Source organism: Xenorhabdus stockiae (assembly GCF_002632825.1).
Lineage (GTDB): Bacteria > Pseudomonadota > Gammaproteobacteria > Enterobacterales > Enterobacteriaceae > Xenorhabdus > Xenorhabdus stockiae.
The window spans coordinates 75,853-100,907 of record NZ_NJAJ01000010.1 but is presented as its reverse complement, the minus strand read 5'-3'; the positions used below and the strand labels follow the sequence as shown (position 1 = coordinate 100,907).

Sequence of the window (25,055 nt, the reverse complement as noted above, 5' to 3'; positions counted from 1 at the left end):
TTTCAGTGAATTTGATAGAATGTTGCTTCGCTTATATCAGGTACTTCTCTACCTTATCCAACCTATTATCTGGTTGCGCCTGCTACTGCGCAGCCGTAAATCTCCGGCTTACCGTAAGCGCTGGAGTGAGCGCTATGGTTTCTGTGCCCAAAAGGTGAAACCGGGAGGAATCTTACTCCATTCAGTTTCAGTCGGAGAAACATTAGCTGCTATTCCTCTCGTCAGGATATTACGACACCACTATCCTTTTCTGCCCATCACTGTAACAACGATGACGCCAACCGGTTCGGAAAGGGTACTTTCTGCACTGGGAGCTGATGTTAACCACGTTTATTTACCGTATGATTTGCCCGGTTCTATGGGGCGCTTCCTTGATAATATCAATCCCAAGCTGGTGATTATTATGGAAACTGAACTATGGCCTAATCTCATTACCCAACTGCATCAGCGAGGAATACCACTGGTTATTGCTAATGCCAGACTTTCAGCACGTTCCGCTACCGGATATCAGAAAATAAACAGTTTTATCAAAACTATTCTAAATAAAATAACACTCATCGCAGCACAAAATCAGGAAGATGGTGAGCGTTTTATTGAATTAGGACTAAAACGAACCCAACTGGCAGTCACAGGCAGTCTGAAATTCGATATTTCTGTTACACCAGAACTGGCAGCCAAAGCCGTTACGCTTCGTCGCCAATGGGCTGCACACCGTCCCGTATGGATAGCCACCAGTACTCATGAAGGTGAAGAAACGATTATACTGGATGCGCATCGAAATTTATTAAAACAGCATCCTGATTTACTGTTAATTTTAGTTCCCCGCCATCCTGAACGTTTTGCTAAGGCCGAAGAACTAACACAAAAAGCGGGACTAAAGTCAGTACTGAGAAGTTCCGGCGCTATACCTGATGCAAATATTCAGGTTGTTATCGGAGATACGATGGGCGAGCTGATGCTCTTATACGGTATCGCTGATTTAGCTTTTGTCGGTGGTAGCTTAATCGAGCGTGGTGGTCATAACCCTCTGGAAGCAGCAGCGCATGCGATCCCTGTCATAATGGGTCCACATACATTCAATTTTAAGGATATCTGCGCCAAGCTGAATAAAGCTGATGGTCTTATCACGGTGACAGATAGCCAGTCTTTAAGCAGTGCTGTTAATAGCCTGCTGACAGATGAAGACTACCGCCTTTATTACGGTCGTCACGCCGCCGAAGTACTACATGAAAATCAGGGCGCATTGCAACGTTTGTTAAAATTACTGGAACCCTACCTCCCGCCACGGAGCCATTAATGAGTGCGAGAAAACGCCTGTCCGTTGTGATGATTGCCAAAAATGCCGCTGATTTGATTGGTGATTGCCTGTTATCTGTGAATTGGGCGGATGAAATTATCGTTCTAGACTCTGGCAGTACCGATGCTACCTGCCAGATAGCCACAGAGATGGGGGCGAAGGTATACATCAATACACAATGGCCGGGCTTTGGCCTCCAACGGCAACTTGCGCAATCCTATGCCAGCGGTGATTACATTTTCATGATTGATACCGATGAGCGGGTTACTCCGGAATTAAAGGCTTCAATTGAACAGGTTTTGGCAGCACCTGACGATAATAAAGTCTATGCCTGCTCTCGCCTGAACTTATTCATGAGCCGGTTCATGAAGCACAGTGGCTGGTATCCTGATAAAGTCACCCGTCTTTATTGCCGTGAACGTTATCAATATAACGATAATCAGGTTCATGAATCACTTGATACTCAAGGTGCCCGTGTCGTGACATTAAAAGGTGACTTACGCCATTTAACTTGTCGCAATCTGATGGAGTTCCAGCAGAAACAACTTAATTATGCAAAAGACTGGGCCAAACAACGCCACGAACAGGGTAAAACCTCCCGGTATTCTTCTATTATCAGCCATACTCTGGGCGCATTTTTTAAAACATGGCTGCTAAGAGCAGGTTTCCTTGATGGCAAACAGGGGTTAATATTAGCTGTTGTCAATGCTCAATATACATTCAATAAATATGCAGCACTCTGGGAACTCACCCAAGCAGAGAATCAAAGGCAATGAAAAAAAAAGCGATTTATCCCGGTACTTTTGATCCTATAACTTACGGTCATCTCGATATTGTGACCCGTGCAGCCAATATGTTTGACCATGTTTTGCTGGCGATCGCCAACAGTGACAGAAAAAACCCTATGTTCACTCTAGAAGAACGCGTCTCGCTGGCAACAGAAGTGACTTCTCATTTAGATAATGTTGAAGTCGTTGGATTCAGCGAATTGATGGCCAATTTTGCGAAAAAACAGCAGGCGACAATTTTAATTCGTGGTGTTCGTTCAATTTCTGATTTTGAATATGAATGGCAGCTTGCCAATATGAATCGGCATTTTATGTCCGAGCTGGAAAGCGTCTTCTTATTACCTTCTCAAAATTTATCCTTTGTCTCATCATCCTTGATTAAAGATGTTGCCCGTCATGATGGCGATGTTTCATCATTCTTGCCAGAACCGGTTACACAAGCCATGCTGAAGAAGTTAGCAAATTAATCTTCCCGGGGGCACCTGAGCCCCCTAGTCCAGACCTAAGCACAATCAATGCTGGCATTGCCGACAAAAAAATGTGCTTCTCTGTCCCAATTTTATGCTGTCAATTTTTTCTCCGCACATTGGACAAGACTCACCTTTCTTACCGTAAACAAATAATTCCTGCGCAAAATATCCTGGTTTTCCATCCGATTGCAGAAAATCTTTCAGCGTTGTTCCTCCCTGCTCAATAGAACGGCGCAAGATCTGCTTTATTGTATCAGCCAGCAGGTGTGCTTCTTCCTGAGTCAATGAGTGCGCAGGGCGTTCAGGTAAAATATGAGCAACATACAGAGCTTCATTGGCATAAATATTACCCACACCAACAACCACTTTGTTATCCATTATCCAGGGCTTAATTGCCGTTCTCTTGTTGCGGGCAAGGGTATAAAGATATTCACCATCAAACAAATCAGACAGAGGTTCAGGGCCTAAATGAGCCAATACAGAGCACTCTTCCAGACTCTGACTCCATAGCCAGGCACCGAATCGCCGTGGGTCGGTATAACGAAGAATTTTGCCATCGGCCATCACTAAATCGATATGATCATGTTTTGCCGGAGGAGAGTCATGCAGCAAAATACGCAAACTGCCGGACATACCCAGATGAACAATAATCCATCCATCAGATAATTCTATCAGCAGATACTTTGCCCGACGCTGCACGCTGATGACACGCTTATCCGATAACTTCATAATCTGCTCAGAAACAGGCCAGCGCAAACGTGAGTTTCGTACTTCAACATAATGAATCACATTTCCGGCTAAATGTGGCTCAATTCCCCTGCGACTGGTTTCAACCTCTGGTAGCTCCGGCATATTTACTCCTTGGATAAACGTTCTACAGCACCTATCTCAGCAGATTATACTCAAGAAAGATTTTTCTCTATCTCCTGCATAATTAATTTTGCTCGTTGATCCCAATTAAAATGCTCCTCAACCAATCTCTGGGAGTGTTCCGTTTTGAGCTCTATTTCAGCCGGGTTATCAATTAATAATTGAATTTGTTGCGCAAAACTTTCTGCGTTTTCACTGTGGGCAAAACTCACTGACTTCTCATCAACAGCATCACGAATGGAAGGAAAATCAGAAATAACAACGGGTTTTCCCATTGCCATATATTCAAAAAGTTTAAGGGGGGAAGTATAACGGCTACCAATGCTGGTTTTTGTCAATGGCAGGATGCAAATATCATTATCTGCAATGACTTGAAAACGATCTTTAGGATGGATAAACCCCATAAAATTGACTCTGTCACTGACACCAATCTGCTGTGCTACAAATTTTAGCTGCTCAATCTGCTCACTATTTCCGCCAGCTATATTCAATACCGCATTATTTAGGTAACACATCGATTTCATGGCAGTCGGTACACCTTTCCAGCGGTGCAAACTACCCAGATACAATACCTGTGTTGTTTCTCCTTTCTGGTATTGCTTACCAGAAGAGGCCATTTTTGTTTCTTCAACTGCCAACAGATCAACACCATCAGGTGCAACAATAATCGGCGTTTTTACACAATATTCTGTATAAATGTCATCACGCAGTAGTGAAGTCAGCACAAAAACAGCTCTGGCACGCTGATAAACGTGCTGCTCAATTTTTCTTAGTTTAGAGTATTTGCGCTTATTAACATAAGTACTAATACCATGAGATTCTTTAAAGGACTGAGAAAAAATTTCATGGCTTTCAAAGAAGTGAGGAATATCAGGGTGTTTGTGCAACAGATAATTAGCCATCTTAATATTGCGAGTAAAAATGGCATCTATCTTATGTTTTCGCAACCAACAGGAAACCTGAAAATAAAATAATTTTTGCGTGTTGACAGGAAAATACCATCTACGGCGCATATCACGCAAAGCAATTAATTCAACAGAGGAAGGTAATTTTCTGCCGAGGATCTCCTCGACATCATTTTGGCCAGCAGGTGTAATCAAACAAACCTCGTGCCCCTGACGAGCAAAAGCATCCACATTCTGCAAAATTTGCAGTGAAGCAACTCGAAAATCAGGTACAGGGTAAGGGTCAATATAAGCAATCTTCATTATTTTTTTATAGTGTCTAATAAACGGTTTGCAGAATGCTCCCAGGTATACAGGGTTTCTATTCTTTGACGAGCACGTTTCCCCATATCTTTTCCTCTATCCGGTAAAGAAAGGAGATGATTAACGGCTCCGGCAATAGCCGTCTCACTACCCGGTGCGACCAGAATACCAGACTGGTTTTCATTTCCCACCACTTCAGGTATTCCACCGATATAACTGGCAATAACAGGACGTCCGCATGCCATTGCCTCTGCAATAGTAATACCGAATGCTTCATCGCCAATACTCGGAAATATCCCAGCATCCCCTGCGGCATAAAACTCAGGTAATTGGTCATGGCTAACAGGAGGATGGAAAATCACTGATTGTTCTAATCTTAACTCAGCAACTTTTCTTTCAAGTTGCTTTAGTTCTTCACCTGCGCCAATAATTAATAATTTAACATCCTTATCTCGCAGCAAGGCCATTGCTTTGATAGCAACTTTCATACCTTTCCAGCCCACTAAGCGGCCAGCAAAAGTCAGCAAAAACGTATTTTCATGGATCCCCAGCTTGCTCCTGACATCAGAGTGAGCGGGTTTAAATTTATCAATATCTACTCCATTGTAGATAACATTTGGAAATTGTTTGAAATGATGCTGAATCTGCCAACCGTTAAAATGGCTACAGGCGGCCCAAGCTGATATTTTTTTCCCTAACAGCCGATCACCTTTAAAAAAGCTGGTTCCCCCGCTCATATAACAAAACTTAGTACGGGAATGAGTTGGCATCATTCTAGGCCAGAAAAAATCAAAAGGTTTCGTCAGTATGACCCAGTCAAAATTTTCAGCAATCACCGCTTCACGGGCGTGGCGGGCAAACGAGTAACGTTCAACAATTCTCTGGAAACGACGACCGATATTGATTACACGTTCTCTGGGAATAAATGGGAAAGTATGGACCCGAATATGTCGATTGCCCAATTCTGGTTTAATATCCCCTGTACCTCCGAAAATATGGATCTCATGCCCTGCGTCAGTCAACGCCTTCGCTAGCTCCCAAACTGCGGTCTGAATACCACCATAGGACATCGTCACGGTGACATCAATAAACCCTATTTTCATCGTTTTTATTATCCTTTGTCTTCGGCTTCCAATATGCTTTTCACTGATTGCCAGACCTGTTCCACCGATATATCTGACATATGATCTTCGCGAGTTGCCTGACGATAATCCACCGGATGCTCGATGACAGCCAATTTTGCATGCTGTTGTGGAGCAAGAAAGCGACCGGGATGAAAGCTATGGTACATAGCAACCATTGGTATCGCCAATGCTCCGGCCAAATGCGTTGTTCCCGTATCAACACCAACATATAAACTCAGTTGACTTATAATCGCCGCATTTTGACGCATCGTCGTTTTTCCAGCCAGAGATATACACCTTTGTGCGCCTAATTGCTCAGACAAACGTTCTGCCACTTCAGCACTATCCTGACTGCCCAGTAGTAAAATAGAAGCTGACGGGTAATGAGAATAAATTCGTTCAGCTAGTTCATGAAAAGAGTCTACTGGCCAGTCACGATAAGATTTTGCTGGAAAACTTTGTAACTGGAAGCCAATCCTTAATTTATCTTCAAGCCCGTGGAGATGCAAAAAAGAGTAGGCATACTTTGCTTCACTCGGACTTACACAATACTTCAACCGCCAATCATGAATCTCAATACCAAGGGCATTCGCTAATAACGCTCTTTCCTGCTGAGCCTGCATGAGCTCCTGCGGTTTTTCTACAGATAATTCATTTAAAGTTTGACGGGAATGTTCAGAAAAACAAACAACAACATTCGCTTTTCTTCTGGCATATTGTAGCAATGGCTTATCATTACTATATACCAATGCCAAATCATAGCTATGACGAGAAAACCATCCTCTCCACTTCGCTTTTGTTTTTGAAAAAGCAATTATTGAATTAATTTCATCAATATTCTCAAGGATCTCTTTTGTTCTTTTATGCGCCAATACATCAATATTGGCTTCCGGCCAGCTTAGTTTCAAAGCTCGAATGACTGGTGTGACGAGTAATGTATCACCAAAACGTGCAATATTGATGATCAAAATATTTTTAGGCTGCATAATGATGAATTATAAAATTATCCATTAAAGAGATTACTCAAAAGAACCGAGGTCAAGGTTATTTAATATGTATTGGTGAAACTAACTATCAATTTTTCTTTAATATAATAATTCATGCTGTATTTGATAAAGCAATGATAAGAGCATAAATTACTATTTTCTGCCACTGGTAATAAATATAGACTCCATTTTATCCAGCATATTATCCATACCAAATTCAGATATTGCTCGTTTCAGTGAAGCATCTCCCATCTGTAAACGTAGTTCTGCATTTCTTATTAGCAATTCTAACTGATCCGTTAATTGTTCGACACACTTAGGCTCGATAATATAGCCAGTTTCACCATCAATCACAGCCTCAGAAATCGCGCCAACCGATGTCGATATGACCGGTAAACCACAGGCCATTGCCTGCATAATACCTTGCGGTACTCCTTCGTTACCAAAAGAAGGCAATGCAAAAATATCCATTGAGTTTAAACAGTCCGGTACATCCTGCCGATTGCCAAGAAAGATAACACTATCCGTCAGGCCTTCCTGCTTAACCCATGGTTCAAGATTTTTTCGCTGTGGCCCGTCGCCAACAAACAGTAATTGCCACTCCGGATAACGTTGATGGAGTGCTTTCCAGCTATCCAACAGATAGCGGTGCCCCTTCCAAGTGCGCATTGTTGCCACAATCCCAATTGTCGGTTTATCTGCAATTCCAATACGTTGACGGCAATCCTGTTTATTTTCAGGATGAAAACGGGTCAGATCAATGCCGGTTGGGACAGATGTCATGTGGGGTAAAGGGTAACGATTGTTTGTGTGCAGAGACTGGCGCAACTTTTCTCCAGTCGTCACGATATGGCGGCTAGACTGCAAATAAAGCCAGCGGGTCGCTATGGAAGTTGAAACATTGGTGGAAACATGTCGGGTCCGGACTATCGGGGGCATGCCCTTTAATGTGGCACTCGCCGCAGCTACCAGCCAGGAATCGGTCGAACTGTGGGTGTTAATGACATCAAACCGTTGGCCTTCCGCCTTTAACCAACGACGCATTGCTGTAAAACATGAGAAGCGTTTTTTTTCAATCGGCAATGCCACAACAGGAACACCATAATGGTGAGCCTCACGATAAAGTGTAGAAGTAGGACAGCAAATGATAACCACATGATGTCCACGGCGCATCATACCCTGAGATTCCGTCAGAATACGAATCTCCTGCCCTCCCCAACCACATGATGATTCTGTGTGTAAGATATTTAAGGTTTTTCTAGTCATTTTCAGAGTCACGCCTGACGATTCATATATCAAAAAAACGTAGTATAACTGAACGACTGTTTACGTTCACGAGTAACCGTATCCGTCTAAATATATGAAGGTTTCAATTGCATCAGGCATAAAAAAGCCCAGCAATTTGCTGGGCTTTTTCAATCCACTAAAATTATTTAATTTTAGCTTCTTTGTACATTACATGCTGACGAACAACTGGATCAAACTTTTTCATTTCCAGTTTTTCAGGCATAGTACGCTTGTTCTTCGTAGTGGTATAGAAGTGACCAGTACCAGCAGAAGAAACCAGCTTAATTTTATCGCGAATACCTTTAGCCATTTTTCAGCTCCTTAGTATTTCTCACCGCGGGCACGCAGTTCAGCAAGAACTGTATCGATACCCTTTTTGTCGATCACACGCATACCTTTAGCAGTTACACGCAGAGTTACAAAACGCTTCTCAGACTCAACCCAGAAACGGTGAGAGTGCAGGTTAGGCAGAAAACGACGCTTGGTCGCATTTAATGCGTGAGAGCGGTTGTTACCACTCACAGGACGCTTGCCAGTAACTTGGCAGACTCGGGACATGTCTATTCTCCAAAAATCAATTCAGCTCGAGCTTTGTATTGGGTATGGCCGCCTCGTCAGGCTTAGGAGCCCATCTCAGCAAATTTTCTTTACTGATAAAAAACGTTGCTGAAAAGACTCACAATCTCTCAGCAAAAAACTCACTGAGATAGGCTCTTCTCGCCAGGCCCAAGATCCTCAAAGGTGGCGTAGTATACGCCCTCATTCGCCGATGCTCAAGTCCCGAACAGCTAAGATCTGATCGGTTCGTGCAAAAACCGTATTAAATCCAGCCTCTTTCTACAAATGAAACACAATATTGTTTGCCAATAACAATATGATCTAAAACTTTAACCCCGATTAAATCACAAGCCTCAATGATTTTTTCTGTTACCAGTTTGTCCGCCAGACTAGGCTCTGGGTTGCCGGAAGGGTGATTATGGGCCAGGATAATTGATGCAGCATTTACTTTAACTGCCTGTTTTACAATTTCACGCGGGTGGACTTCAACTTTGTTTATCGTTCCTTTAAACATTTCATCATGACAAATGACTTTATGCTGATTTGTCAAAAACAGGACGACAAAAATCTCCCGATCCTGCCAGGATAATAAATCCTGCAAATAATTTTGGGTTGCCACCGGGCTGCTCATCACATCTTCATGGATAAATTGGCTGGAGAAGAAACGCTTTGCCAATTCAGAAACTGCTTGTAACTGCACATATTTGCATAATCCCATGCCTTTATGCGAACAAAAATCAGCATAATCAGCTGAAAGCAGATGGTACAGAGAACCGAATGATTGCAATAAATGCTCTGCCATTTGTACAACAGGCACACCTCTGGCTCCTGTGCGTAAAAATATCGCTAACAGCTCTGCATCCGTCAGAGCAACTGCACCATATGCCAGCAGTTTCTCCCGGGGAGCGAGATCTGAATTCACTTCATCGCTTTTTTCCACCATCGTGATATCCATTCGCTCCCCCTTTTACTTATCCTATGTCTGGTGAACAGCCATCATGGCGCATACTGCTGATACTCACATCGCTAATATCCCATGATGAAAAAACGACCGCCAGAGCCATTCTTATGCTTTGCGTAACGCTTCGCAAACTTGTCATTTAGTCATAACAAAACAGAGGCGTTCTCAACGCCATATTCTCAGTACCTTATTTTCTTATGATAGAATCTTGGTAATCGTAACTTACAGGTGGACAATCAGAATGGCAGGACTTTCCGGCAACGAACTTTCTGGTAAGCATCTTTCTGGTAAACAGATTGTGCTCGGTATCAGTGGCGGTATTGCTGCTTATAAAACAGCGGAGCTGGTACGTCGTTTACGCGATCGCGGCGCACAAGTGCGCGTAGTGATGACACCAGCAGCAGAAGCTTTTATTACTCCTCTGACATTACAGGCCGTCTCAGGCCATCCGGTTTCTGATGATCTTTTAGACCCAGCGGCAGAAGCGGCTATGGGGCATATTGAACTGGCGAAATGGGCTGACTTGATCATTCTTGCCCCTGCTACCGCCGATCTGCTGGCCCGTTTAAGTGCTGGTATGGCAAACGATTTAGTAACGACTATTTGCCTGGCTTCAGCAGCACCTCTGGCAGTTGTTCCTGCAATGAACCAGCAAATGTACCGCGCCCAAGCCACTCAGCATAACCTCAACATACTAAGAGGGCGTAATGTGCTGATTTGGGGTCCGGATGAAGGCAGTCAGGCCTGTGGTGATGTAGGGCCGGGAAGAATGATTGAACCGATGGAGATTGTCGAGCGGGCAACCCAGCACTTAAACCCTGTCAGAGATTTGATGGGCCTTCAAATCACAATTACTGCCGGCCCGACTCGTGAGGCATTAGATCCTGTCCGTTTTATTACTAATCATAGTTCCGGAAAAATGGGTTTTTCTATCGCTCAGGCAGCGGCGGAGCGTGGTGCGGAAGTCACGTTGATTACCGGACCTGTTAATTTACCTACGCCTCTGAACGTCAAACGTATTGATGTCACCAGCGCACTGGAAATGTACAAACAAGTACAGGAAACCGCTGCTTCACAGCATATTTTCATCGGCTGTGCTGCCGTCTCTGATTATCGCTTCAAGCAGACTGCAACCGAAAAACTCAAGAAACAGGGTGATGAAATCACCTATACATTAGTCAAAAATCCTGACATCGTAGCGAGTGTTGCGGCAATGGAAAAACATCGCCCCTTTGTCGTTGGATTTGCAGCCGAAACCCGGAATGTGGAAGAATACGCCCGTGGAAAACTCAGGCAGAAGAATCTGGACCTGATTTGCGCGAACGATGTATCGCTGGCTGAACACGGCTTTAACAGTGATACCAACGCATTACAGCTGTTCTGGCATGATGGCAGCATTAATTTACCGCACAGTGGTAAATTACAACTCAGCCACCGCTTATTAGACGAGATATTCAAACGCTATGATGAAAAAAATCGACGTTAAAATCCTTGATCCCCGCATCGGACAAGAATTTCCTTTACCAACTTACGCTACTCCTGGTTCTGCGGGTTTAGATTTACGTGCTTGTCTGGATAATGCAGTGGAACTGGCTCCCGGTCAGACTGAACTTCTTCCCACGGGGCTGGCTATCCATATCGCGGATGAACAACTCGCTGCTGTCATCCTCCCCCGCTCTGGTCTGGGCCATAAACACGGGGTAGTACTGGGTAATCTAGTCGGGCTGATTGACTCTGACTATCAAGGTCAACTGATGGTTTCTGTCTGGAACCGCGGAGATAAAACCTTCGTCATTGAACCGGGAGAACGCATTGCACAAATGGTGATTGTGCCCGTTGTTCAGGCTGAGTTTAACTTGGTAGAAGATTTTGAAAGCAGTGAACGTGGCAGTGGTGGTTTTGGTCATTCCGGTCGTCAATAATTTTCCTAACGCCTGATACCATCAAACTACTTTTATATTTTTGCCCATCTTTGCATGGGCAAAATGTATACCCAATCAGTTTTGAGTTGCGATTTATACCCAATGGATTTCAAGTTGCATCGCGGCGGCAAGGGAGAAAGTCCCCAGAAGCATAGATAACTATGTGACTGGGGTGAACGAGCGCAGCCAACAAAGAGGCAGCTTGAAAGGCGAAAGGTATAGATATTTTGCTGTCTTAGCAGGGGTATTACCAGACATGGCAGAAATAGAACGTACAAAAAAGAAAAACAGACGTGAAGAAATCTTGCAGGCACTGGCACATATGCTTGAATCCAGCGATGGTAGCCAGCGTATTACCACAGCAAAACTTGCCGCCAACGTCGGTGTTTCTGAAGCCGCACTTTATCGTCATTTTCCAAGCAAAACCCGGATGTTTGACAGCCTGATCGAGTTCATTGAAGACTCTTTGATTTCACGTATCAATCTCATCCTACAGGATGAAAAAGAGACTATTCCCCGACTCCGGTTAATCCTGATGCTGATCTTAGGCTTTGCAGAAAAAAACCCGGGGCTGACCCGTATCATGACAGGCCATGCCCTGATGTTTGAGCAGGACAAGCTACAAAGTCGCATTAACCAGCTGTTTGAACGCATTGAAGTACAGCTTCGCCAGATCTTAAAAGAGAAGAAAATACGGGATGGTCAGGGTTTCAGTTATGATGAAACCGTACTGGCATCACAATTGCTGGCTTTTTGTGAAGGAATGCTCTCTCGCTTCGTTCGCTCTGAATTTCGTTATCGACCAACGAAAGAGTTTGAAGTGCGCTGGCCTTTGATATTAACGCAATTACAATAAATCACGCTTACCACTTTTCATGATAGAAATGTGATAACAGGCGTTTTTTTACATTAATTTGTGTTAACATGATTTGGCTAGCTGAGTTGACTACCCAATCGCTCAGTAATGACATTCCAGCCATATTATATACGGAATGTTATTTCTACTACTCACCCCGCCCACCATTGGGCGAGGGATTTTTTTTAACCTGCTATTACGGCAGAACTTGTCAATCAGATACCATACTCGCGACGGTAAGCTTCCACAGCTTCCAAATGAGACTGCATTTCCGGATTTTCCCGCAGATAAGTGATCAAGTCATTTAAAGTAATGATAGAGAAGACCTGACAATGGTAATCACGTTCAACTTCCTGAATTGCTGAAAGTGTTTCACGCCCGCGCTCCTGACGATCCAGACACAAAATAACGCCAGATAACGTTGCACCGTGTTGTTTGATGATTTCCATCGATTCACGAATCGCAGTTCCGGCAGTTATCACATCATCTACCACCACGACTCTGCCTTGCAGTGGGCTACCGACCAGCGTTCCGCCTTCTCCATGATCCTTCGCTTCTTTGCGGTTAAAGCAATAAGGCATATCAATATCATGATGCTCCGCCAATGCTACAGCGGTTGTCGTTGCGATTGGGATACCTTTATAAGCTGGCCCGAACAGCAGATCACACGGGATACCACTATCCTGTAATGCTGCAGCATAAAAACGACCAATCAATGCCAAATCACGCCCGGTATTAAAAAGACCCGCATTGAAAAAATATGGGCTCTTACGACCGGATTTCAGCGTAAATTCGCCAAATTTCAGCACTTGTTTTTTCAGTGCCAGTTCAATAAATTCGCGCTGATAGGCTTTCATGGGTTTCTCCTTTTGTGCATTATTATCATTCTTGTCGCGGTTATTACAGACATAAAAAAGGCGACTCTTCAGCCGCCTGATCTATTTACTTTTCTAGCGCATCTCGCTGCGCCGCAAAAATAGTTTCCAATCCCCCTTTTGCGAGGGAAAGCAATGAGAGCAGTTCATCATGGCTGAATGGTTCCCCTTCTGCCGTGCCCTGAACTTCAATCATCCGGCCATCATCCATCATGACGACGTTCATATCAGTTTCAGCCGCAGAGTCTTCTACATACTCCAAATCACAACGGCCTTCACCTTCAACGATACCAACAGAAACTGCGGCTACCATTGACTTCAACGGGCTTTCTTTCAGCTTGCCATCAGCAACCAGTTTATTCAGTGCATCTACCAGAGCCACGCATGCACCGGAAATCGCGGCAGTACGCGTGCCGCCATCTGCCTGAATAACATCACAGTCCAGCGTGATGGTATATTCACCCAGCTTTTTCAGATCGACTGCCGCACGCAATGAACGGGCAATCAGACGCTGGATTTCCATTGTACGGCCAGTCTGCTTGCCTCTTGCTGCTTCACGGGCATTGCGGGTATTTGTCGCCCGCGGCAACATCCCATATTCTGCTGTGATCCAGCCCTGCCCCTGACCTTTCAGGAAACGGGGGATCCCTTCTTCAACGGAGGCATTACATAACACCTTGGTATCCCCAAACTCAACCAGAACTGAGCCTTCCGCATGTTTAGTGTAATTACGGGTGATTGTAATAGGACGAACCTGCTCTACTGCTCTTCCTGCCGGACGCATTCCTATCTGGCTCATGGTGTTCTCTCCGCTGTTAATACTTTATTGGGGGCGCATTATAAGGCCTAACTTAGCGAATGCCTATCCTGCATCTGCATGGAACGTTATAATCCTTCATCATTTTATAAATTGGGAATGAGTTATGATCCGTAGCATGACCGCTTTTGCGCGGCGAGATATCAAGGGAGACTGGGGAAACGCGGCCTGGGAACTGCGTTCTGTCAATCAACGTTACCTGGAAACTTACATTCGTCTGCCGGAGCAATTCAGAAGTCTGGAACCCGTCATCCGTGAGCGTATTCGTTCCCGCCTGACTCGCGGCAAAGTGGAGTGTAACCTGCGCTTTGAACTGGATACCCGCACTCAGGGCACATTGATTCTTAATGAAAAGCTGGCAAAACAGCTCGTTGAAGCCGCTGGTTGGATTAAGCAACAGAGCAACGAAGGGGAAATCAATCCTGTCGATATCCTGCGCTGGCCGGGTGTAATGTCTGCCGAAGAACAGGATCTGGATGCCATCAGCGCACAACTGCTGGCAGAACTCGATCTGGCACTGGATGCCTTTATCCAAAGCCGTGAAACTGAAGGTCAGGCACTTAAGGTGCTGATCGAAAAGCGCTTAGATGCCGTAACAGTAGAAGTGGGTAAAGTTCGTGAACAAATGCCGGCCATCCTGCAATGGCAAAGAGAGCGTTTACAAACTAAGCTGGAAGAAGCCCAAATCCAATTAGAAAACAACCGTCTTGAACAAGAGCTTATCTTGTTGGCTCAGCGTATTGATGTAGCGGAAGAGCTGGATCGTTTAGACGCACATATCAAAGAAACACGTAATATTCTGAAAAAGAAAGAAGCCGTCGGTCGCCGGCTGGATTTCATGATGCAAGAATTTAACCGCGAGTCGAATACGCTGGCATCAAAATCAATTAATGCCGATGTGACAAATTCTGCAATTGAGTTGAAGGTGTTGATTGAGCAGATGCGTGAGCAAATACAAAATATTGAATAACGTTTCATAACCTCTCACAACATTTCACAAAGCCAGTAATATCTGAGTATTACTGGCTTTTATGATTCTAACGAAGCACGCTTTCTTCCTGTGGAAGCGCGGACTTGGGCAATCCGAAAATTTTGTCAAAAGCCCAGTTAAAAAAGAACGTATAGATAGGGATGAAAATAATCAGTGCGAAATCCAGTATGAGCGCCTGAAATAAGCTGATTGAAAGCCACCATGCAATAAGCGGGATTAAGAAGATAACCAAAGTTAGCTGAAATAAAACAGCATGTACGACTCGACGCCGGAATGTCCGGATGCGTGATTGCTGACGTGATTCCCAAAATTCAAACAAAGTATTAAAGATAAAATTCCAACTGACCGCGATGGTTGTAATGACCAGAGCCAGTGGACCTGTAACACCCGCCGAATTACCGGATAAGAAAGCGAGTGTCAGCGATGAAATCATCCAGCCGATAACTTCATAAGCAGTAATGAAAATTACTTTACGTTTAATGCCCTGCATATTTTATTCGAAACCTGTTTTTGTGCTGTTATTTTGAAACTGGCAAGTTAAATCAATAAAGATGATAATAAAAGTTAACTACTATCAGTTTTATTGAAAGGTTGGATATGCCATTCACCAGTGACAACTTACTCGTGTTCCTGACTGTATTAGATAAAGGCTCATTTTCAGCCGCAGCCAGAACACTACACCGGGTTCCTTCTGCGGTTAGCATGGCAATCGCTAATCTTGAAGCGGAGTTGGGATTTGCCTTATTTGATCGACAGAGCCGGGAGCCAGTACCGACTGAGAAAGCAAAAACGTTGGCTCCTTACGCGAGGGAGATAGTCGATAATTTACGTCAGCTTAATGTTTTTTCACATGAATTGACGCAAGGGGTCGAGAGTACACTCACTATTGGTGTATCTACGGGAGTTAATCCACAAAAATTATTCCTTGCTTTGCATACAATTAATCAACGTTATCCATTAATGAATGTTGAGATTATTACCGCTCCTCAGGATGATATTCTGCCTTTACTGCATCAGAATCGTATTCAATTGGCATTAGTTTTTGGCGGATTACATGTGAATCCACAGGAACAAATTTATTGCATTGGCCATGAATCATTTATTGCAACAATCTCATCATCCCACCCCTCTTTATCTCATCAGGCTTCCCTTTATATTGAGGATCTAGTCCAAACCCGACAGATTATTATTGCCAGTCATCATCGTGAACCGAGTGATCTTCGTACTCAGGTAGCAACTAAATATTGGCGCACAGATAATTTTGCGATGGCACTCGGTCTGGTTGAAGCTGGTATGGGATGGGGAAATCTTCCTTATTCTCTCATTAAAGAAAAATTAATGAACGGATTACTGAAACAACTGGAATTTCGTAATACAAAAAATGGATTAGTATTACCTATACATGTTGTGTGCCTGAAAGGAAATGTGCTTAAGCGTGGTGCACAGGAGTGTGTTGAGTTATTGCAGCAGAATTAACAGCCATATCACGACGAACAGATAAATGTCGCGCTGGTCACAATTAAATAAAAATAGTTAGAAAAAATGAATTATCGTCTATAAAGTATCCATCGTAATTTAAGACGCTTTGTCTCCCAAATTAACAGGATAATGCTATGAGAATGGTCAACGAATACACAACAGATAGATAAGCCGCAACAATCCTCGTTTTTTCGATTGTTGCGGCGTCCTCAAGAACCTATCAATTCTATGAGCACGCCGCCAAATCCTTAACTTTAGGAGATGGATTCGTGCATACAAAAGATTTTTCCTGGCAATATTCTCTTACCGCCACAATATTATTGTTATCTCCATTTAATTTACTGCCATCACTGGCGATGGATATGTATCTGCCCGTAATGCCTTTCATCGCTGATGCACTTGGTGCCGGAGCAGGAACAATCCAACTGACGTTGACGGTATACATGATCCTATTTGGAGTCGGTCAGCTTCTCTTTGGCCCGCTGTCAGACAGGTTCGGTCGCCGCCCGGTTTTACTTAGTGGTGGCGTTGTTTATACGTTAGCTTCATTTGGCCTTGCCATCACTTCATCACCAGAAATTTTTTTGGGTTTCAGAATTATTCAAGCCTGCGGAGCTTCAGCGTGTCTCGTAGCGATGTTCGCCGCTGTGCGCGATATTTATTCTGGCCGCAAAGAAATCAACGTTATCTATGGCTTGCTCGGCTCTATGCTTGCCATGGTTCCGGCTGTCGCACCTTTGCTCGGAACACTGGTTGATGTCTGGCTGGGTTGGCGCGCAATTTTTGTTTTATTGGGTATTGCGATGGCAGCGACGGTTATTGTGTACGGGATATTCTGCCCGGAAACCCGGCAACAAAGGGCGGTCGCATTAAAATGGTCGCAACTACTTCTTCCTGTAAAAAGCCTGAATTTCTGGCTGTACACATTCTGCTACAGTGCGGGTCTGGGGAGCTTCTTCGTCTTCTTCTCGACCGCTCCATGGGTAATGATGAACCGGCAAGGATTATCACAAATCACTTTCAGCTTGCTGTTTGCCACGGTGGCTATCGCAATGATGGTGGCAGCACGAAATGTGGGAAATTTGATCGTCCGCTGGGGACTACTGAATACGTTACGAATGAGTATGTTTTGCCTGATAGCAGGAGCATTGTTGTTATCAGCCGGAGAAACTTTCATACCTAACTCAATATTTGGCTTCATTATCCCGATGTGGCTTGTCGGAGTTGGAATCGCTATAGCGATTGCAGTCGCACCTAATGGTGCACTACAGGGTTTTGATCATATGGCCGGAACGGTAACGGCATTCTACTCCTGTCTGGGTGGCGTGTTGTTGGGAATCGGTGGAACGCTCACTATTACACTTTTTTCCAATACCACTACCTGGCCGATTATCGTTTATTGTCTGGTTCTGGCAATAGGAGTACTTTGTTTTTCTTACATTAATAGTAGGCAATCTGAGCCGCGTTATTAGCGGATTAACCTGAAAATATCACGGCACGAACAGCTTCTTTCTGATAATTCGTGCCGCATTTTCTGGCAAAGTGTAATTACCGTTCAGAAAATGAGAATTATATGGAAAATAAAATCATCACCCTCTAATAATTATTAGACAAAACTAATAAAATTATTACTAATAAACTCACTTTTACTCAGATAGCAAAAATAGTGATAAATTGTATAGCCTGCCATAAAACCATATAACCTATAACGGCCCAAAAAAAGTTAACATACTGACATTCAAATATTTATATTTAAATCATCAATACACTACGTATTATTTAATGTAAAAATAATAAAAACTCATATAGGTAAAAATTATGACAATTCCTCAACGATTAAAACCTTATCATCCAAATAAAGAAGAATTCACCAAAATGGATGCTCTACTGCTACAAATAGAAGATGCAATCTTTGATCACAATGATGAAAACGATCCGGATACAAAACATCTTATCGCTCAGTGGAATAAAATTGCCAATCGTGAATTTGAATTTCATGAATTCCGCGATTTACACTCCTATACGGATAATGTCAGTTTCATTTATTCCGCATTTTATCAAATCAAATACATTGAAGATCTGAGTTTTGATGAGGCCATCAGGTTAGTCAATGCCATCTCTGAAAGTAGTGAATCTGAATCCGATGGATATTATTTAGTCAACTTATTGGAAAAAAACTTCCCTGATTCAAATATTTCAGACCTCATTTTTTGGCCCGATGATTGGTTTCAAGATGAAGAGTTTGAAGATGAACTTACTTCTGCTGAAATTTTAGGCTATGCCATGGCTCGCTCTGGCAGATACTTACCAGATTCCCCTGAAATTGAATTGAAGCACCCCATTCCTCAACACTAATAGTTCCCCGCCATCTGGCGGGGAAAATGTTGAACTTAAAATCTGTAACCTACTCCAATATTAAATCCATTTACAGGGCTGTTCATACCCGCTATTTTGAACGTAGTACCTTCATAGCCCAAGTTGATCACGAAATCATCTATGGGATTAATTTCAACACCGGCACCATACGCAAACGAGCTTTTTTTCTTGGATACATGACCGCGACCTTCATCATGCTCGTAATTAATCTTAGCATTTGTATAAGCCAAACCCACTAAGCCATACAAACTCACCTGAGGATTTATTCGGTAAGCCGGGCCTACAAGGAGTGAGGTGTATTTAATATCACCTTTATGTTTTATCAGCTCTTTTGTCACTGATTTATTAGATAAACCACCCTTACCTGCCATATAGGTCAAAGAGCCAATAACACTGACAGGGTCATCCCATTCATATCGATACTTGAGATTTACCCCTTTAATATCTTTGAAATTTTTTACTTTACTTTGTGCATAACCAATGGAAGCGTTTTGTGAATCAGCATAAGCAAAAGAACCCACCACCAATCCTGATGTAAGCAAAGACAACAAAAAAACTTTTTTCATATCCATGCCCTTTTGTAAAAAAGAAAATGTAAAAAAATTCATTTTAGCCAGCCATAAAATATGACTGACTAAAAATAACCCTTTATATTCTCTTGACAGCTTCCCGAAAAAAGCAAAAAAAAAAGAGCTTTTATCTACTTATTTTGGCTAAGATCACAAAAATAAAAATTTCATATCCCAATAGTAGATAAATTACAGTTATTCATCAATGCTGTATTCCTAACCAAATAAATCACCAGCTATCTGAGGCACCCTTATTATCACTCTTACCGCCACCACCAGTGAAAATATCTTTATTATCAGAAAGCTCTGCATTTTCGACGAATATATCGGAACTACTAACAGGAGATGCAGAACCCGAACCACCAAAGAAGCGTTTAAATAATCCTCCCACCAATGATGCGCCGAAAAAGAGCACAATTAACACCAGAATAACTGGCAGGAAGAAAATCAGCAGATAATATCCCAGAGGAAGAGCAGGAAATACACCTACCAGACTGAGTACAAACGTAATAACAGCGACTGTTGAGGCGCATTTGAGAAAACGTTTAAACCAGCCACCTGTACGGAACACCGCCAATGGCAGAATTACCATACCAAGCAGCCAGAGGATCAACGGAGCCGAAAAGTCTTCACCTGATGATACGTTATCTAAAATATTGTCGTTATCGCCAGCAATGTTCGATACACCCTGCGGTGTTTTCTCTTGCCCTGCGTTTTTTATCAATACCCCAATGGAATCAATACTGGTACGTATCCCTTCGTAATAGTCACCCTCTTTGAAGGCCGGTTTTGCATCCTTACTCAGAATATTTGCTACCTTTGAATCCGGCAGCTGCTTTGTAAGGCCAGAACCAATAGTAATCCGCATTTTGTGGTCATCGTGTGCCACCAAAAACAGAATGCCATCATTAAGTTGTTGACTACCTAACTTCCATTCAGCAAATACACGGGAAGAAAAGGTTTCAACGCTATCGCTTCCTATCGTTGGTACAATCAAAACCGCCATTTGTACTTTATATTCCGAACGCAGTTTCTCCAGCTGACGAGTCAGTCGTTGATGTTCATTCTTAGTCAAGATATTGGGTATATCTGTAACACTTTGTCTCAGAGCCGGAACTTCAACGAGCTTAGCTTCCTGTCGAACTTCTTTTGCGGATAAGCTACTTATGCTCAAAAACAGCGTAAATAGGATAACAATATGTTTTATTATTGAATGGCTGTATCTTTGGAGGAATGTCTTACTGGTACTAAAACCATCCGTTGGTTGACTGGAAATCATGAACATCAAATATCCTTAGGTTTATTTTCTAATATATCGCAGCAATATATTATATTTATCTTTCCTTTGACGTCTAATACCGTAATTATCTAAATAATTTCCCTAATAATTCCGAATTTAATATGGTACGAAGTGAGGAAATAGCGCTATTTCGTCTACATTGGCTTTTCTAAGGAAAGCCAATGTAGTCATCATATACGTAATGGATTTCAGGCTGTGCCTACGGTGATGACCTGTTTCTATCGGCTCTCTGCGGTAATTTTTGCTGATTTCCATGCAGTAAATAGCGCCAGTATGGGCGCAATAGCGAAAAGTAAAAAGAGCCAGTGAGAAGCAGAGGCGGCGCCTTCTTGACCACCCGGCTGATAAAACCCGAAGATATTAGTCACCATTCCGGCTAGTGCTGAGCCGAATGCAGTAGCAAACAACTGAACCGTTGTAATGGATGAACCGGCAATATTTCTGTCAGCCTCACTGGAAACCTGCAAAATACGGGTCAGTAAATGAGGCCAGCCAAAGCCCACACCAAAACCAAATAGCCCAAGCCCCAGAATGATTGGTAATATTATTTGCCATTCACCTATGGATTTATAAGGCAGCATCGCAAGCAGCAGCAACATCCCCACCAGCATAAAAGCAGGGCCGCTTACAATCGCAAAACGCATTTTCGCCCCCTGCCAACTGGCACTCATTACTTCCCCAATAGTCCAACCAATTGCTGCCATCGCGACCATATAACCAGAGGCTAAAGGAGACTGCTCGTGCAAAACTTGCAAAAAATAGGGAACAAAAACATCTCCCGACAACCCAATAACTAAAAACATCATGGTTGCGAATAAGATGAGATGAGGTGAATTCAGACTCAGCGCATTTTCAGGCAGTAACTTCACAGAAGCCTTACGTTCATAGAGAACTAACAGAAATACCAGTACTGCCGCCGTCATAATGCCGAGAATATTCATTTTCACATCTTGTGACAGACTCCCTGAGGAAACAGCAAGCACAGCAACAGATAATAGAATCAGCTGGGTAATGGGCAAAGCCATTTTGCTTGTGTTCTGTTTTTGCTTCGGAGGTAAAATTCGATAACTAAATAAGGCATAAAGCAAAATAACGGGTAACATCAGGCCAAATGCATAACGCCATGCATTCATTTCAGCAAAAATGCCACCAATAGCCGGCCCGATTAAAGTTGCCACTCCCCAGGTACCGGAAATCAACGCCATCGCTTTAGGCCAGAGAGATTCCTCAAACACCAGATTAATCATCGAATAAGAAAGTGCGAATAAAAACCCGCCACCAAGTCCCTGAATGGTTCTCCCAACTAGCATGGATTCCATTGTCAGCGCCAAAGCACACCATAAACTACCGGTTAAAAAAATCAGGGCAGCAACCAAATAGGCATTTCTCGCACCTGATGTATGCAGTAATCTCGCTGAAAGTATGGAACCAATAATGGATGCCACAACAAACAGCGTTGTATTCCAGGCATAGAGATTTAATCCACCGATATCCTTGACGGCAGAAGGCAGGAGCGTAATTGCAATTAAGGTATTCGCGGCCATCAGTCCGATACCGATCGAAAGTACTATTGCACTGGGTGCGTTTTTACTGGAAAACAGATCCCTCCAGCGATTTTCCTTAGTTATTATCATGCTTATTATCCTGAACTCAGGTTGAGTTGTGAAATATCTTACGTTAAATTAAACAAGGTAAATCTTGGAATAAATTACTGTCAGGTTCAACAATATGTCAAGCATTGACTTGGAAAATAGCACTATTTCCGTACAATCCGTTAGTGAACGGTTATTGATGCTGTTAAAAACACAAGGCGCTATGCAAGCCGCAGATGCCGGTAAGCTCTTAGGCACGACAGGGGAAGCAGCCCGTCAACAATTTGTGAAACTGGCTAAAGAAGGGCTGGTTGAAGGGCGCTCTGAAACAAGGGGAGTTGGCCGCCCTATCCAGCTTTGGCATTTAACTGACAAAGGGAACGCCAAATTTCCGGATACACACGCAGATTTAACCGTTCAGATGATTACGATTATCCGTGAGCAATTAGGTGAATCCGCGCTGGATGTAGTGATCCAATCCCGCGAACAGGAAATTTCTGAAAAATATAAAACAGCGCTAAAAGGCGCTGTCGATCTACAAGAAAAGATTGAGCGTCTGGTTAAAATCCGCTGTCAGGAGGGTTATATGGCGCAATATTTTATTCAGGAAGATGGCACTATTTTATTTGTCGAAAACCACTGCCCTATCTGTGCCGCAGCCAGTATCTGCCAGAGTTTTTGTCGTACTGAGCTGAAAATGTTTCGGGATATTCTTCAGGCACAAGTAGAACGAACTGAATATATTCTGAATGACGATAGGCGTTGTGCTTACCGTATTATGCCACTGAGATAAACCTACACGAATGAGCGGGTGTAGGTTTATCTGAACATAGACACAATGGATTTCCAGATGCCTCGTGGCGGCAAGGGAGAAAGTCCCCAGAAGCATAGATAACTATGTGACTGGGGTGAACGAGCGCAGCCAACAAACAAGCAACTTGAAAGACGAAGTGTATAGTCAGGCTATTTCATCCAGAATCAGTGCTTACTCCTTACCCGCCACAGATAACTTCTGGTAAATATAATGCTTATAGCTTTCTACCAGCGCCTTATCCTGACAGTCATTAAGCTCCCCTCCACACAAATGACGCATGGTCATATTTGCCTGATAGAAAGCGGGAACGCTCAGCCGTGCTCTTTCCAAAATCATACCACCAAGAAAAGAGATATCAGTCAGTTTACCGGTCGTTATCGGTGCTCCCTGTTTCAGGTTATCCCTCATGGTAAATTGCGTCAGATGTGCCGGATCAGAAAGGGTAGAAGCGTAATCGTTAAAATGGATATTTGGCTGATGATCACCGAATGTGAGAAAAATGGTCGGTTTGTCGCGTTTAGCCACAAACTCACTGAATTCTCTGATAGATGGGTCTGATGCGATGATTTTTTCCATATAATGACTGAATTTTCCGACAGCGGATGAATTCTCCAATTTGCCTGCCAGCCCATAATCATCGCTATGGCTCTCTTCATAAGGCCCGTGCTCATACATGGTCAGAGAATAAATAAAGATGGGTTTATCCGTTTCCTTAACCAGAATAGTTTTCACATAAGACAACATATCCTGTGTGCTGATTTTCCACAAATTCTCATCCATACTTGCCGGATAACCCAGCTCTTGTGGCTGAATAATGCGGTCAACACCCAGTGTCTGGTAAGCATGTCCGGCATGATAAGCCGATTTATTGAATGGAGTCAGTACAACGGTGTAATAGCCATTATCTTTCATCGTACGGAATAGGCTGTTTTGCAGATGATCAACCACAAAATAAAACACGCCATTTTTACGCGAGCCAAAATCATCTGTATCCAATCCCGTCAGAACAGAGAATTCTGATAACCACGTTCCACCCCCAAAAGTTTGTACCCGCAGCAAACCTTGCGCACTCACATCGGCATCATGCCCGAACATAAAGAGATCAGGTAGCCGGATACCTGCCGGTAATTGATAAATATGTGGGTCGACCGTAGATTCCTGTAATAACACCACCACATCAGGTTTTATTTCTGACTGTGCTTCAGGCAGGGAGACATTTTTTGCCTGCTGCAAAAAATAATCAGCTGATACTCCAAATTGGGGAGGCTGATATTGTGCATCCCGGGCTGACATGACCATATTAGTCATCGTTCCGCGCCCTTTTGGCAACTCTGCCTGCCATTCATTATGGTAAGCACTGACTGTCATATTGACATCCCAGACCCCAACAGCAGCCAATACCACGCTTAATCCACGCCACTTGATACCCGGAATTGGCTTTGCACTTCTCCAGCTCAGAAACATATTGAAGATTAACCAGACCAGCATAGCTGCAACAGCCAGACCTGCCAGCCAATAATGATGTAATGTTTCCTGATTTGAAGGATCAAGCATAATATTCAAATCAGAAAACATCAGTTGATCTTTGTAGTAATGAACTTTTAGCTGGTTGAGAAATTTGATGATAATAAAAAGGGTTCCGGTAAATACCACGGAAAATAACCAGCGTGCTGAAAACAGAAATGTCAGACCAAAAAGAATACTGAATACCCCAACAGAAATCAGTGCAGGATAGATATCACTGCTTTTTTCAAACACTAACAGCAAGGATGCAACCAACAATAGTCCAAAATAGCATCCTGAAATTATTTTTTTATTCATACTCTTGTGTTCCATGTATGAGACCGGTTTGACATCAGTAGATGAAAGTAGCACAAGTTTCTCAACATACTACAAATAAAATGAAGCCACTCAC

At 43.2% G+C, this 25,055-nt stretch carries 26 protein-coding genes; 11 read left to right on the top strand and 15 right to left on the bottom strand.

The window, feature by feature from the left end:
- Positions 1–19: 19 nt before the first annotated feature.
- The 3 genes from waaA to coaD are packed head-to-tail and all read left to right on the top strand — an operon-like array spanning position 20 to position 2,552.
- Complete coding sequence (waaA, locus tag Xsto_RS06965; RefSeq protein WP_099124538.1) at positions 20–1,297, top strand: lipid IV(A) 3-deoxy-D-manno-octulosonic acid transferase; 1,278 nt, start codon at positions 20–22, stop codon at positions 1,295–1,297.
- Complete coding sequence (locus tag Xsto_RS06960; protein ID WP_099124536.1) at positions 1,297–2,073, top strand: glycosyltransferase family 2 protein; 777 nt, start codon at positions 1,297–1,299, stop codon at positions 2,071–2,073. The genes waaA and Xsto_RS06960 overlap by 1 nt, the downstream gene beginning before the upstream one ends.
- A complete protein-coding gene (gene coaD / locus Xsto_RS06955) occupies positions 2,070–2,552 on the top strand; it encodes a pantetheine-phosphate adenylyltransferase (RefSeq protein WP_099110019.1) in 483 nt (160 codons plus the stop codon). Before Xsto_RS06960 ends, coaD begins: the two co-directional genes overlap by 4 nt.
- 45 nt (positions 2,553–2,597) lie before the next feature.
- On the opposite strand, the gene mutM is transcribed toward coaD, so the two are convergent.
- The 8 genes from mutM to radC all read right to left on the bottom strand — a co-directional run bounded on the left by mutM (position 2,598) and on the right by radC (position 9,543).
- Positions 2,598–3,407 carry a bifunctional DNA-formamidopyrimidine glycosylase/DNA-(apurinic or apyrimidinic site) lyase gene (gene mutM / locus Xsto_RS06950; protein WP_099124535.1) on the bottom strand — a complete coding sequence of 270 codons (810 nt, stop codon included), beginning with the start codon at positions 3,405–3,407 and terminating at the stop codon, positions 2,598–2,600.
- Between the two features lie 50 nt (positions 3,408–3,457).
- On the bottom strand, positions 3,458–4,633 hold the full coding sequence (locus Xsto_RS06945) for a glycosyltransferase family 4 protein (RefSeq protein ID WP_099124533.1): 1,176 nt from the start codon (positions 4,631–4,633) through the stop codon (positions 3,458–3,460).
- Positions 4,633–5,736: a glycosyltransferase family 4 protein gene (locus Xsto_RS06940; protein WP_099124532.1), complete on the bottom strand. Its 1,104-nt coding sequence runs from the start codon at positions 5,734–5,736 to the stop codon at positions 4,633–4,635. The genes Xsto_RS06945 and Xsto_RS06940 overlap by 1 nt, the downstream gene beginning before the upstream one ends.
- An 8-nt stretch (positions 5,737–5,744) precedes the next feature.
- Entirely contained in the window at positions 5,745–6,743 is a 999-nt protein-coding gene (locus Xsto_RS06935) for a glycosyltransferase family 9 protein (RefSeq protein ID WP_099124530.1), read from the bottom strand.
- A gap of 153 nt (positions 6,744–6,896) precedes the next feature.
- Entirely contained in the window at positions 6,897–8,009 is a 1,113-nt protein-coding gene (locus Xsto_RS06930) for a glycosyltransferase family 4 protein (RefSeq protein ID WP_099124529.1), read from the bottom strand.
- Positions 8,010–8,172: 163 nt separating this feature from the next.
- Positions 8,173–8,340, bottom strand: coding sequence for a 50S ribosomal protein L33 (rpmG, locus tag Xsto_RS06925; RefSeq protein ID WP_010847629.1), 168 nt, complete (start codon positions 8,338–8,340; stop codon positions 8,173–8,175).
- Positions 8,341–8,351: 11 nt separating this feature from the next.
- Positions 8,352–8,588, bottom strand: coding sequence for a 50S ribosomal protein L28 (rpmB, locus tag Xsto_RS06920; protein ID WP_045967846.1), 237 nt, complete (start codon positions 8,586–8,588; stop codon positions 8,352–8,354).
- A 262-nt stretch (positions 8,589–8,850) separates the two neighbouring features.
- The gene (gene radC / locus Xsto_RS06910) at positions 8,851–9,543 is read right to left on the bottom strand and encodes a RadC family protein (RefSeq protein ID WP_099110023.1); all 693 of its coding nucleotides are present in this window, start codon (positions 9,541–9,543) and stop codon (positions 8,851–8,853) included.
- Between the two features lie 247 nt (positions 9,544–9,790).
- Here radC and coaBC point away from each other — a divergent pair, with 247 nt between their 5' ends.
- From coaBC to slmA, 3 genes are all read left to right on the top strand, one after another.
- Positions 9,791–11,035, top strand: a complete 1,245-nt coding sequence (gene coaBC / locus Xsto_RS06905; RefSeq protein ID WP_099110024.1) for a bifunctional phosphopantothenoylcysteine decarboxylase/phosphopantothenate--cysteine ligase CoaBC — start codon at positions 9,791–9,793, stop codon at positions 11,033–11,035.
- Positions 11,013–11,471, top strand: a complete 459-nt coding sequence (gene dut / locus Xsto_RS06900) for a dUTP diphosphatase (protein WP_099110025.1) — start codon at positions 11,013–11,015, stop codon at positions 11,469–11,471. Before coaBC ends, dut begins: the two co-directional genes overlap by 23 nt.
- A gap of 256 nt (positions 11,472–11,727) precedes the next feature.
- Positions 11,728–12,327 carry a nucleoid occlusion factor SlmA gene (gene slmA / locus Xsto_RS06895; protein WP_099120957.1) on the top strand — a complete coding sequence of 200 codons (600 nt, stop codon included), beginning with the start codon at positions 11,728–11,730 and terminating at the stop codon, positions 12,325–12,327.
- Between the two features lie 215 nt (positions 12,328–12,542).
- On the opposite strand, the gene pyrE is transcribed toward slmA, so the two are convergent.
- Both pyrE and rph read right to left on the bottom strand, forming a co-directional pair.
- Positions 12,543–13,184, bottom strand: a complete 642-nt coding sequence (gene pyrE, locus Xsto_RS06890; RefSeq protein ID WP_099110027.1) for an orotate phosphoribosyltransferase — start codon at positions 13,182–13,184, stop codon at positions 12,543–12,545.
- 85 nt (positions 13,185–13,269) lie between these two features.
- Positions 13,270–13,986 (bottom strand): ribonuclease PH, encoded by a 717-nt coding sequence (gene rph, locus Xsto_RS06885; protein WP_099121072.1) that lies wholly within the window; start codon positions 13,984–13,986, stop codon positions 13,270–13,272.
- Positions 13,987–14,125: 139 nt separating this feature from the next.
- Here rph and Xsto_RS06880 point away from each other — a divergent pair, with 139 nt between their 5' ends.
- The gene (locus Xsto_RS06880; RefSeq protein ID WP_099124527.1) at positions 14,126–14,989 is read left to right on the top strand and encodes a YicC/YloC family endoribonuclease; all 864 of its coding nucleotides are present in this window, start codon (positions 14,126–14,128) and stop codon (positions 14,987–14,989) included.
- Between the two features lie 67 nt (positions 14,990–15,056).
- Here the strand turns inward: Xsto_RS06880 and Xsto_RS06875 are convergent, their stop codons facing one another.
- On the bottom strand, positions 15,057–15,500 hold the full coding sequence (locus Xsto_RS06875; RefSeq protein WP_099124525.1) for a PACE efflux transporter: 444 nt from the start codon (positions 15,498–15,500) through the stop codon (positions 15,057–15,059).
- 107 nt (positions 15,501–15,607) lie between these two features.
- On the opposite strand from Xsto_RS06875, the gene Xsto_RS06870 reads away from it, so the two are divergent.
- From Xsto_RS06870 to Xsto_RS06860, 3 genes are all read left to right on the top strand, one after another.
- Positions 15,608–16,486: a LysR family transcriptional regulator gene (locus Xsto_RS06870; protein ID WP_099124523.1), complete on the top strand. Its 879-nt coding sequence runs from the start codon at positions 15,608–15,610 to the stop codon at positions 16,484–16,486.
- Positions 16,487–16,758: 272 nt separating this feature from the next.
- Positions 16,759–17,961 carry a CmlA/FloR family chloramphenicol efflux MFS transporter gene (cml, locus tag Xsto_RS06865; protein ID WP_099124521.1) on the top strand — a complete coding sequence of 401 codons (1,203 nt, stop codon included), beginning with the start codon at positions 16,759–16,761 and terminating at the stop codon, positions 17,959–17,961.
- A gap of 346 nt (positions 17,962–18,307) precedes the next feature.
- A complete protein-coding gene (locus Xsto_RS06860; protein ID WP_099124519.1) occupies positions 18,308–18,844 on the top strand; it encodes a hypothetical protein in 537 nt (178 codons plus the stop codon).
- A 35-nt stretch (positions 18,845–18,879) separates the two neighbouring features.
- Here Xsto_RS06860 and Xsto_RS06855 read toward each other — a convergent pair whose 3' ends face one another.
- From Xsto_RS06855 to Xsto_RS06845, 3 genes are all read right to left on the bottom strand, one after another.
- Complete coding sequence (locus tag Xsto_RS06855; protein ID WP_099110100.1) at positions 18,880–19,431, bottom strand: Ail/Lom family outer membrane beta-barrel protein; 552 nt, start codon at positions 19,429–19,431, stop codon at positions 18,880–18,882.
- Positions 19,432–19,663: 232 nt separating this feature from the next.
- Complete coding sequence (locus tag Xsto_RS06850) at positions 19,664–20,713, bottom strand: TPM domain-containing protein (protein WP_169926601.1); 1,050 nt, start codon at positions 20,711–20,713, stop codon at positions 19,664–19,666.
- 239 nt (positions 20,714–20,952) lie between these two features.
- Entirely contained in the window at positions 20,953–22,368 is a 1,416-nt protein-coding gene (locus Xsto_RS06845; RefSeq protein WP_099110035.1) for an MFS transporter, read from the bottom strand.
- 94 nt (positions 22,369–22,462) lie between these two features.
- Here Xsto_RS06845 and Xsto_RS06840 point away from each other — a divergent pair, with 94 nt between their 5' ends.
- The gene (locus tag Xsto_RS06840) at positions 22,463–23,119 is read left to right on the top strand and encodes a helix-turn-helix transcriptional regulator (protein WP_099124517.1); all 657 of its coding nucleotides are present in this window, start codon (positions 22,463–22,465) and stop codon (positions 23,117–23,119) included.
- A 192-nt stretch (positions 23,120–23,311) separates the two neighbouring features.
- On the opposite strand, the gene Xsto_RS06830 is transcribed toward Xsto_RS06840, so the two are convergent.
- Positions 23,312–24,961, bottom strand: coding sequence for an LTA synthase family protein (locus Xsto_RS06830; RefSeq protein WP_099124514.1), 1,650 nt, complete (start codon positions 24,959–24,961; stop codon positions 23,312–23,314).
- Positions 24,962–25,055 lie beyond the last annotated feature (94 nt).

Bases quoted from the DNA above. Each gene is read 5' to 3' on its own strand.
- slmA (WP_099120957.1), top strand. From the start codon at position 11,728: ATGGCAGAAATAGAACGTACAAAAAAGAAAAACAGACGTGAAGAAATC.
- Xsto_RS06875 (WP_099124525.1), bottom strand. From the start codon at position 15,500: ATGCAGGGCATTAAACGTAAAGTAATTTTCATTACTGCTTATGAAGTT.
- Xsto_RS06860 (WP_099124519.1), top strand. From the start codon at position 18,308: ATGACAATTCCTCAACGATTAAAACCTTATCATCCAAATAAAGAAGAA.
- waaA (WP_099124538.1), top strand. From the start codon at position 20: ATGTTGCTTCGCTTATATCAGGTACTTCTCTACCTTATCCAACCTATT.
- Xsto_RS06935 (WP_099124530.1), bottom strand. From the start codon at position 6,743: ATGCAGCCTAAAAATATTTTGATCATCAATATTGCACGTTTTGGTGAT.
- mutM (WP_099124535.1), bottom strand. From the start codon at position 3,407: ATGCCGGAGCTACCAGAGGTTGAAACCAGTCGCAGGGGAATTGAGCCA.
- Xsto_RS06945 (WP_099124533.1), bottom strand. From the start codon at position 4,633: ATGAAGATTGCTTATATTGACCCTTACCCTGTACCTGATTTTCGAGTT.
- rph (WP_099121072.1), bottom strand. From the start codon at position 13,986: ATGCGTCCGGCAGGAAGAGCAGTAGAGCAGGTTCGTCCTATTACAATC.
- Xsto_RS06840 (WP_099124517.1), top strand. From the start codon at position 22,463: ATGTCAAGCATTGACTTGGAAAATAGCACTATTTCCGTACAATCCGTT.
- coaBC (WP_099110024.1), top strand. From the start codon at position 9,791: ATGGCAGGACTTTCCGGCAACGAACTTTCTGGTAAGCATCTTTCTGGT.
- Xsto_RS06830 (WP_099124514.1), bottom strand. From the start codon at position 24,961: ATGAATAAAAAAATAATTTCAGGATGCTATTTTGGACTATTGTTGGTT.
- Xsto_RS06960 (WP_099124536.1), top strand. From the start codon at position 1,297: ATGAGTGCGAGAAAACGCCTGTCCGTTGTGATGATTGCCAAAAATGCC.
- coaD (WP_099110019.1), top strand. From the start codon at position 2,070: ATGAAAAAAAAAGCGATTTATCCCGGTACTTTTGATCCTATAACTTAC.
- Xsto_RS06845 (WP_099110035.1), bottom strand. From the start codon at position 22,368: ATGATAATAACTAAGGAAAATCGCTGGAGGGATCTGTTTTCCAGTAAA.
- Xsto_RS06870 (WP_099124523.1), top strand. From the start codon at position 15,608: ATGCCATTCACCAGTGACAACTTACTCGTGTTCCTGACTGTATTAGAT.
- pyrE (WP_099110027.1), bottom strand. From the start codon at position 13,184: ATGAAAGCCTATCAGCGCGAATTTATTGAACTGGCACTGAAAAAACAA.
- Xsto_RS06940 (WP_099124532.1), bottom strand. From the start codon at position 5,736: ATGAAAATAGGGTTTATTGATGTCACCGTGACGATGTCCTATGGTGGT.
- radC (WP_099110023.1), bottom strand. From the start codon at position 9,543: ATGGATATCACGATGGTGGAAAAAAGCGATGAAGTGAATTCAGATCTC.
- Xsto_RS06850 (WP_169926601.1), bottom strand. From the start codon at position 20,713: ATGATTTCCAGTCAACCAACGGATGGTTTTAGTACCAGTAAGACATTC.
- Xsto_RS06855 (WP_099110100.1), bottom strand. From the start codon at position 19,431: ATGAAAAAAGTTTTTTTGTTGTCTTTGCTTACATCAGGATTGGTGGTG.
- dut (WP_099110025.1), top strand. From the start codon at position 11,013: ATGATGAAAAAAATCGACGTTAAAATCCTTGATCCCCGCATCGGACAA.
- Xsto_RS06930 (WP_099124529.1), bottom strand. From the start codon at position 8,009: ATGACTAGAAAAACCTTAAATATCTTACACACAGAATCATCATGTGGT.
- rpmG (WP_010847629.1), bottom strand. From the start codon at position 8,340: ATGGCTAAAGGTATTCGCGATAAAATTAAGCTGGTTTCTTCTGCTGGT.
- Xsto_RS06880 (WP_099124527.1), top strand. From the start codon at position 14,126: ATGATCCGTAGCATGACCGCTTTTGCGCGGCGAGATATCAAGGGAGAC.
- rpmB (WP_045967846.1), bottom strand. From the start codon at position 8,588: ATGTCCCGAGTCTGCCAAGTTACTGGCAAGCGTCCTGTGAGTGGTAAC.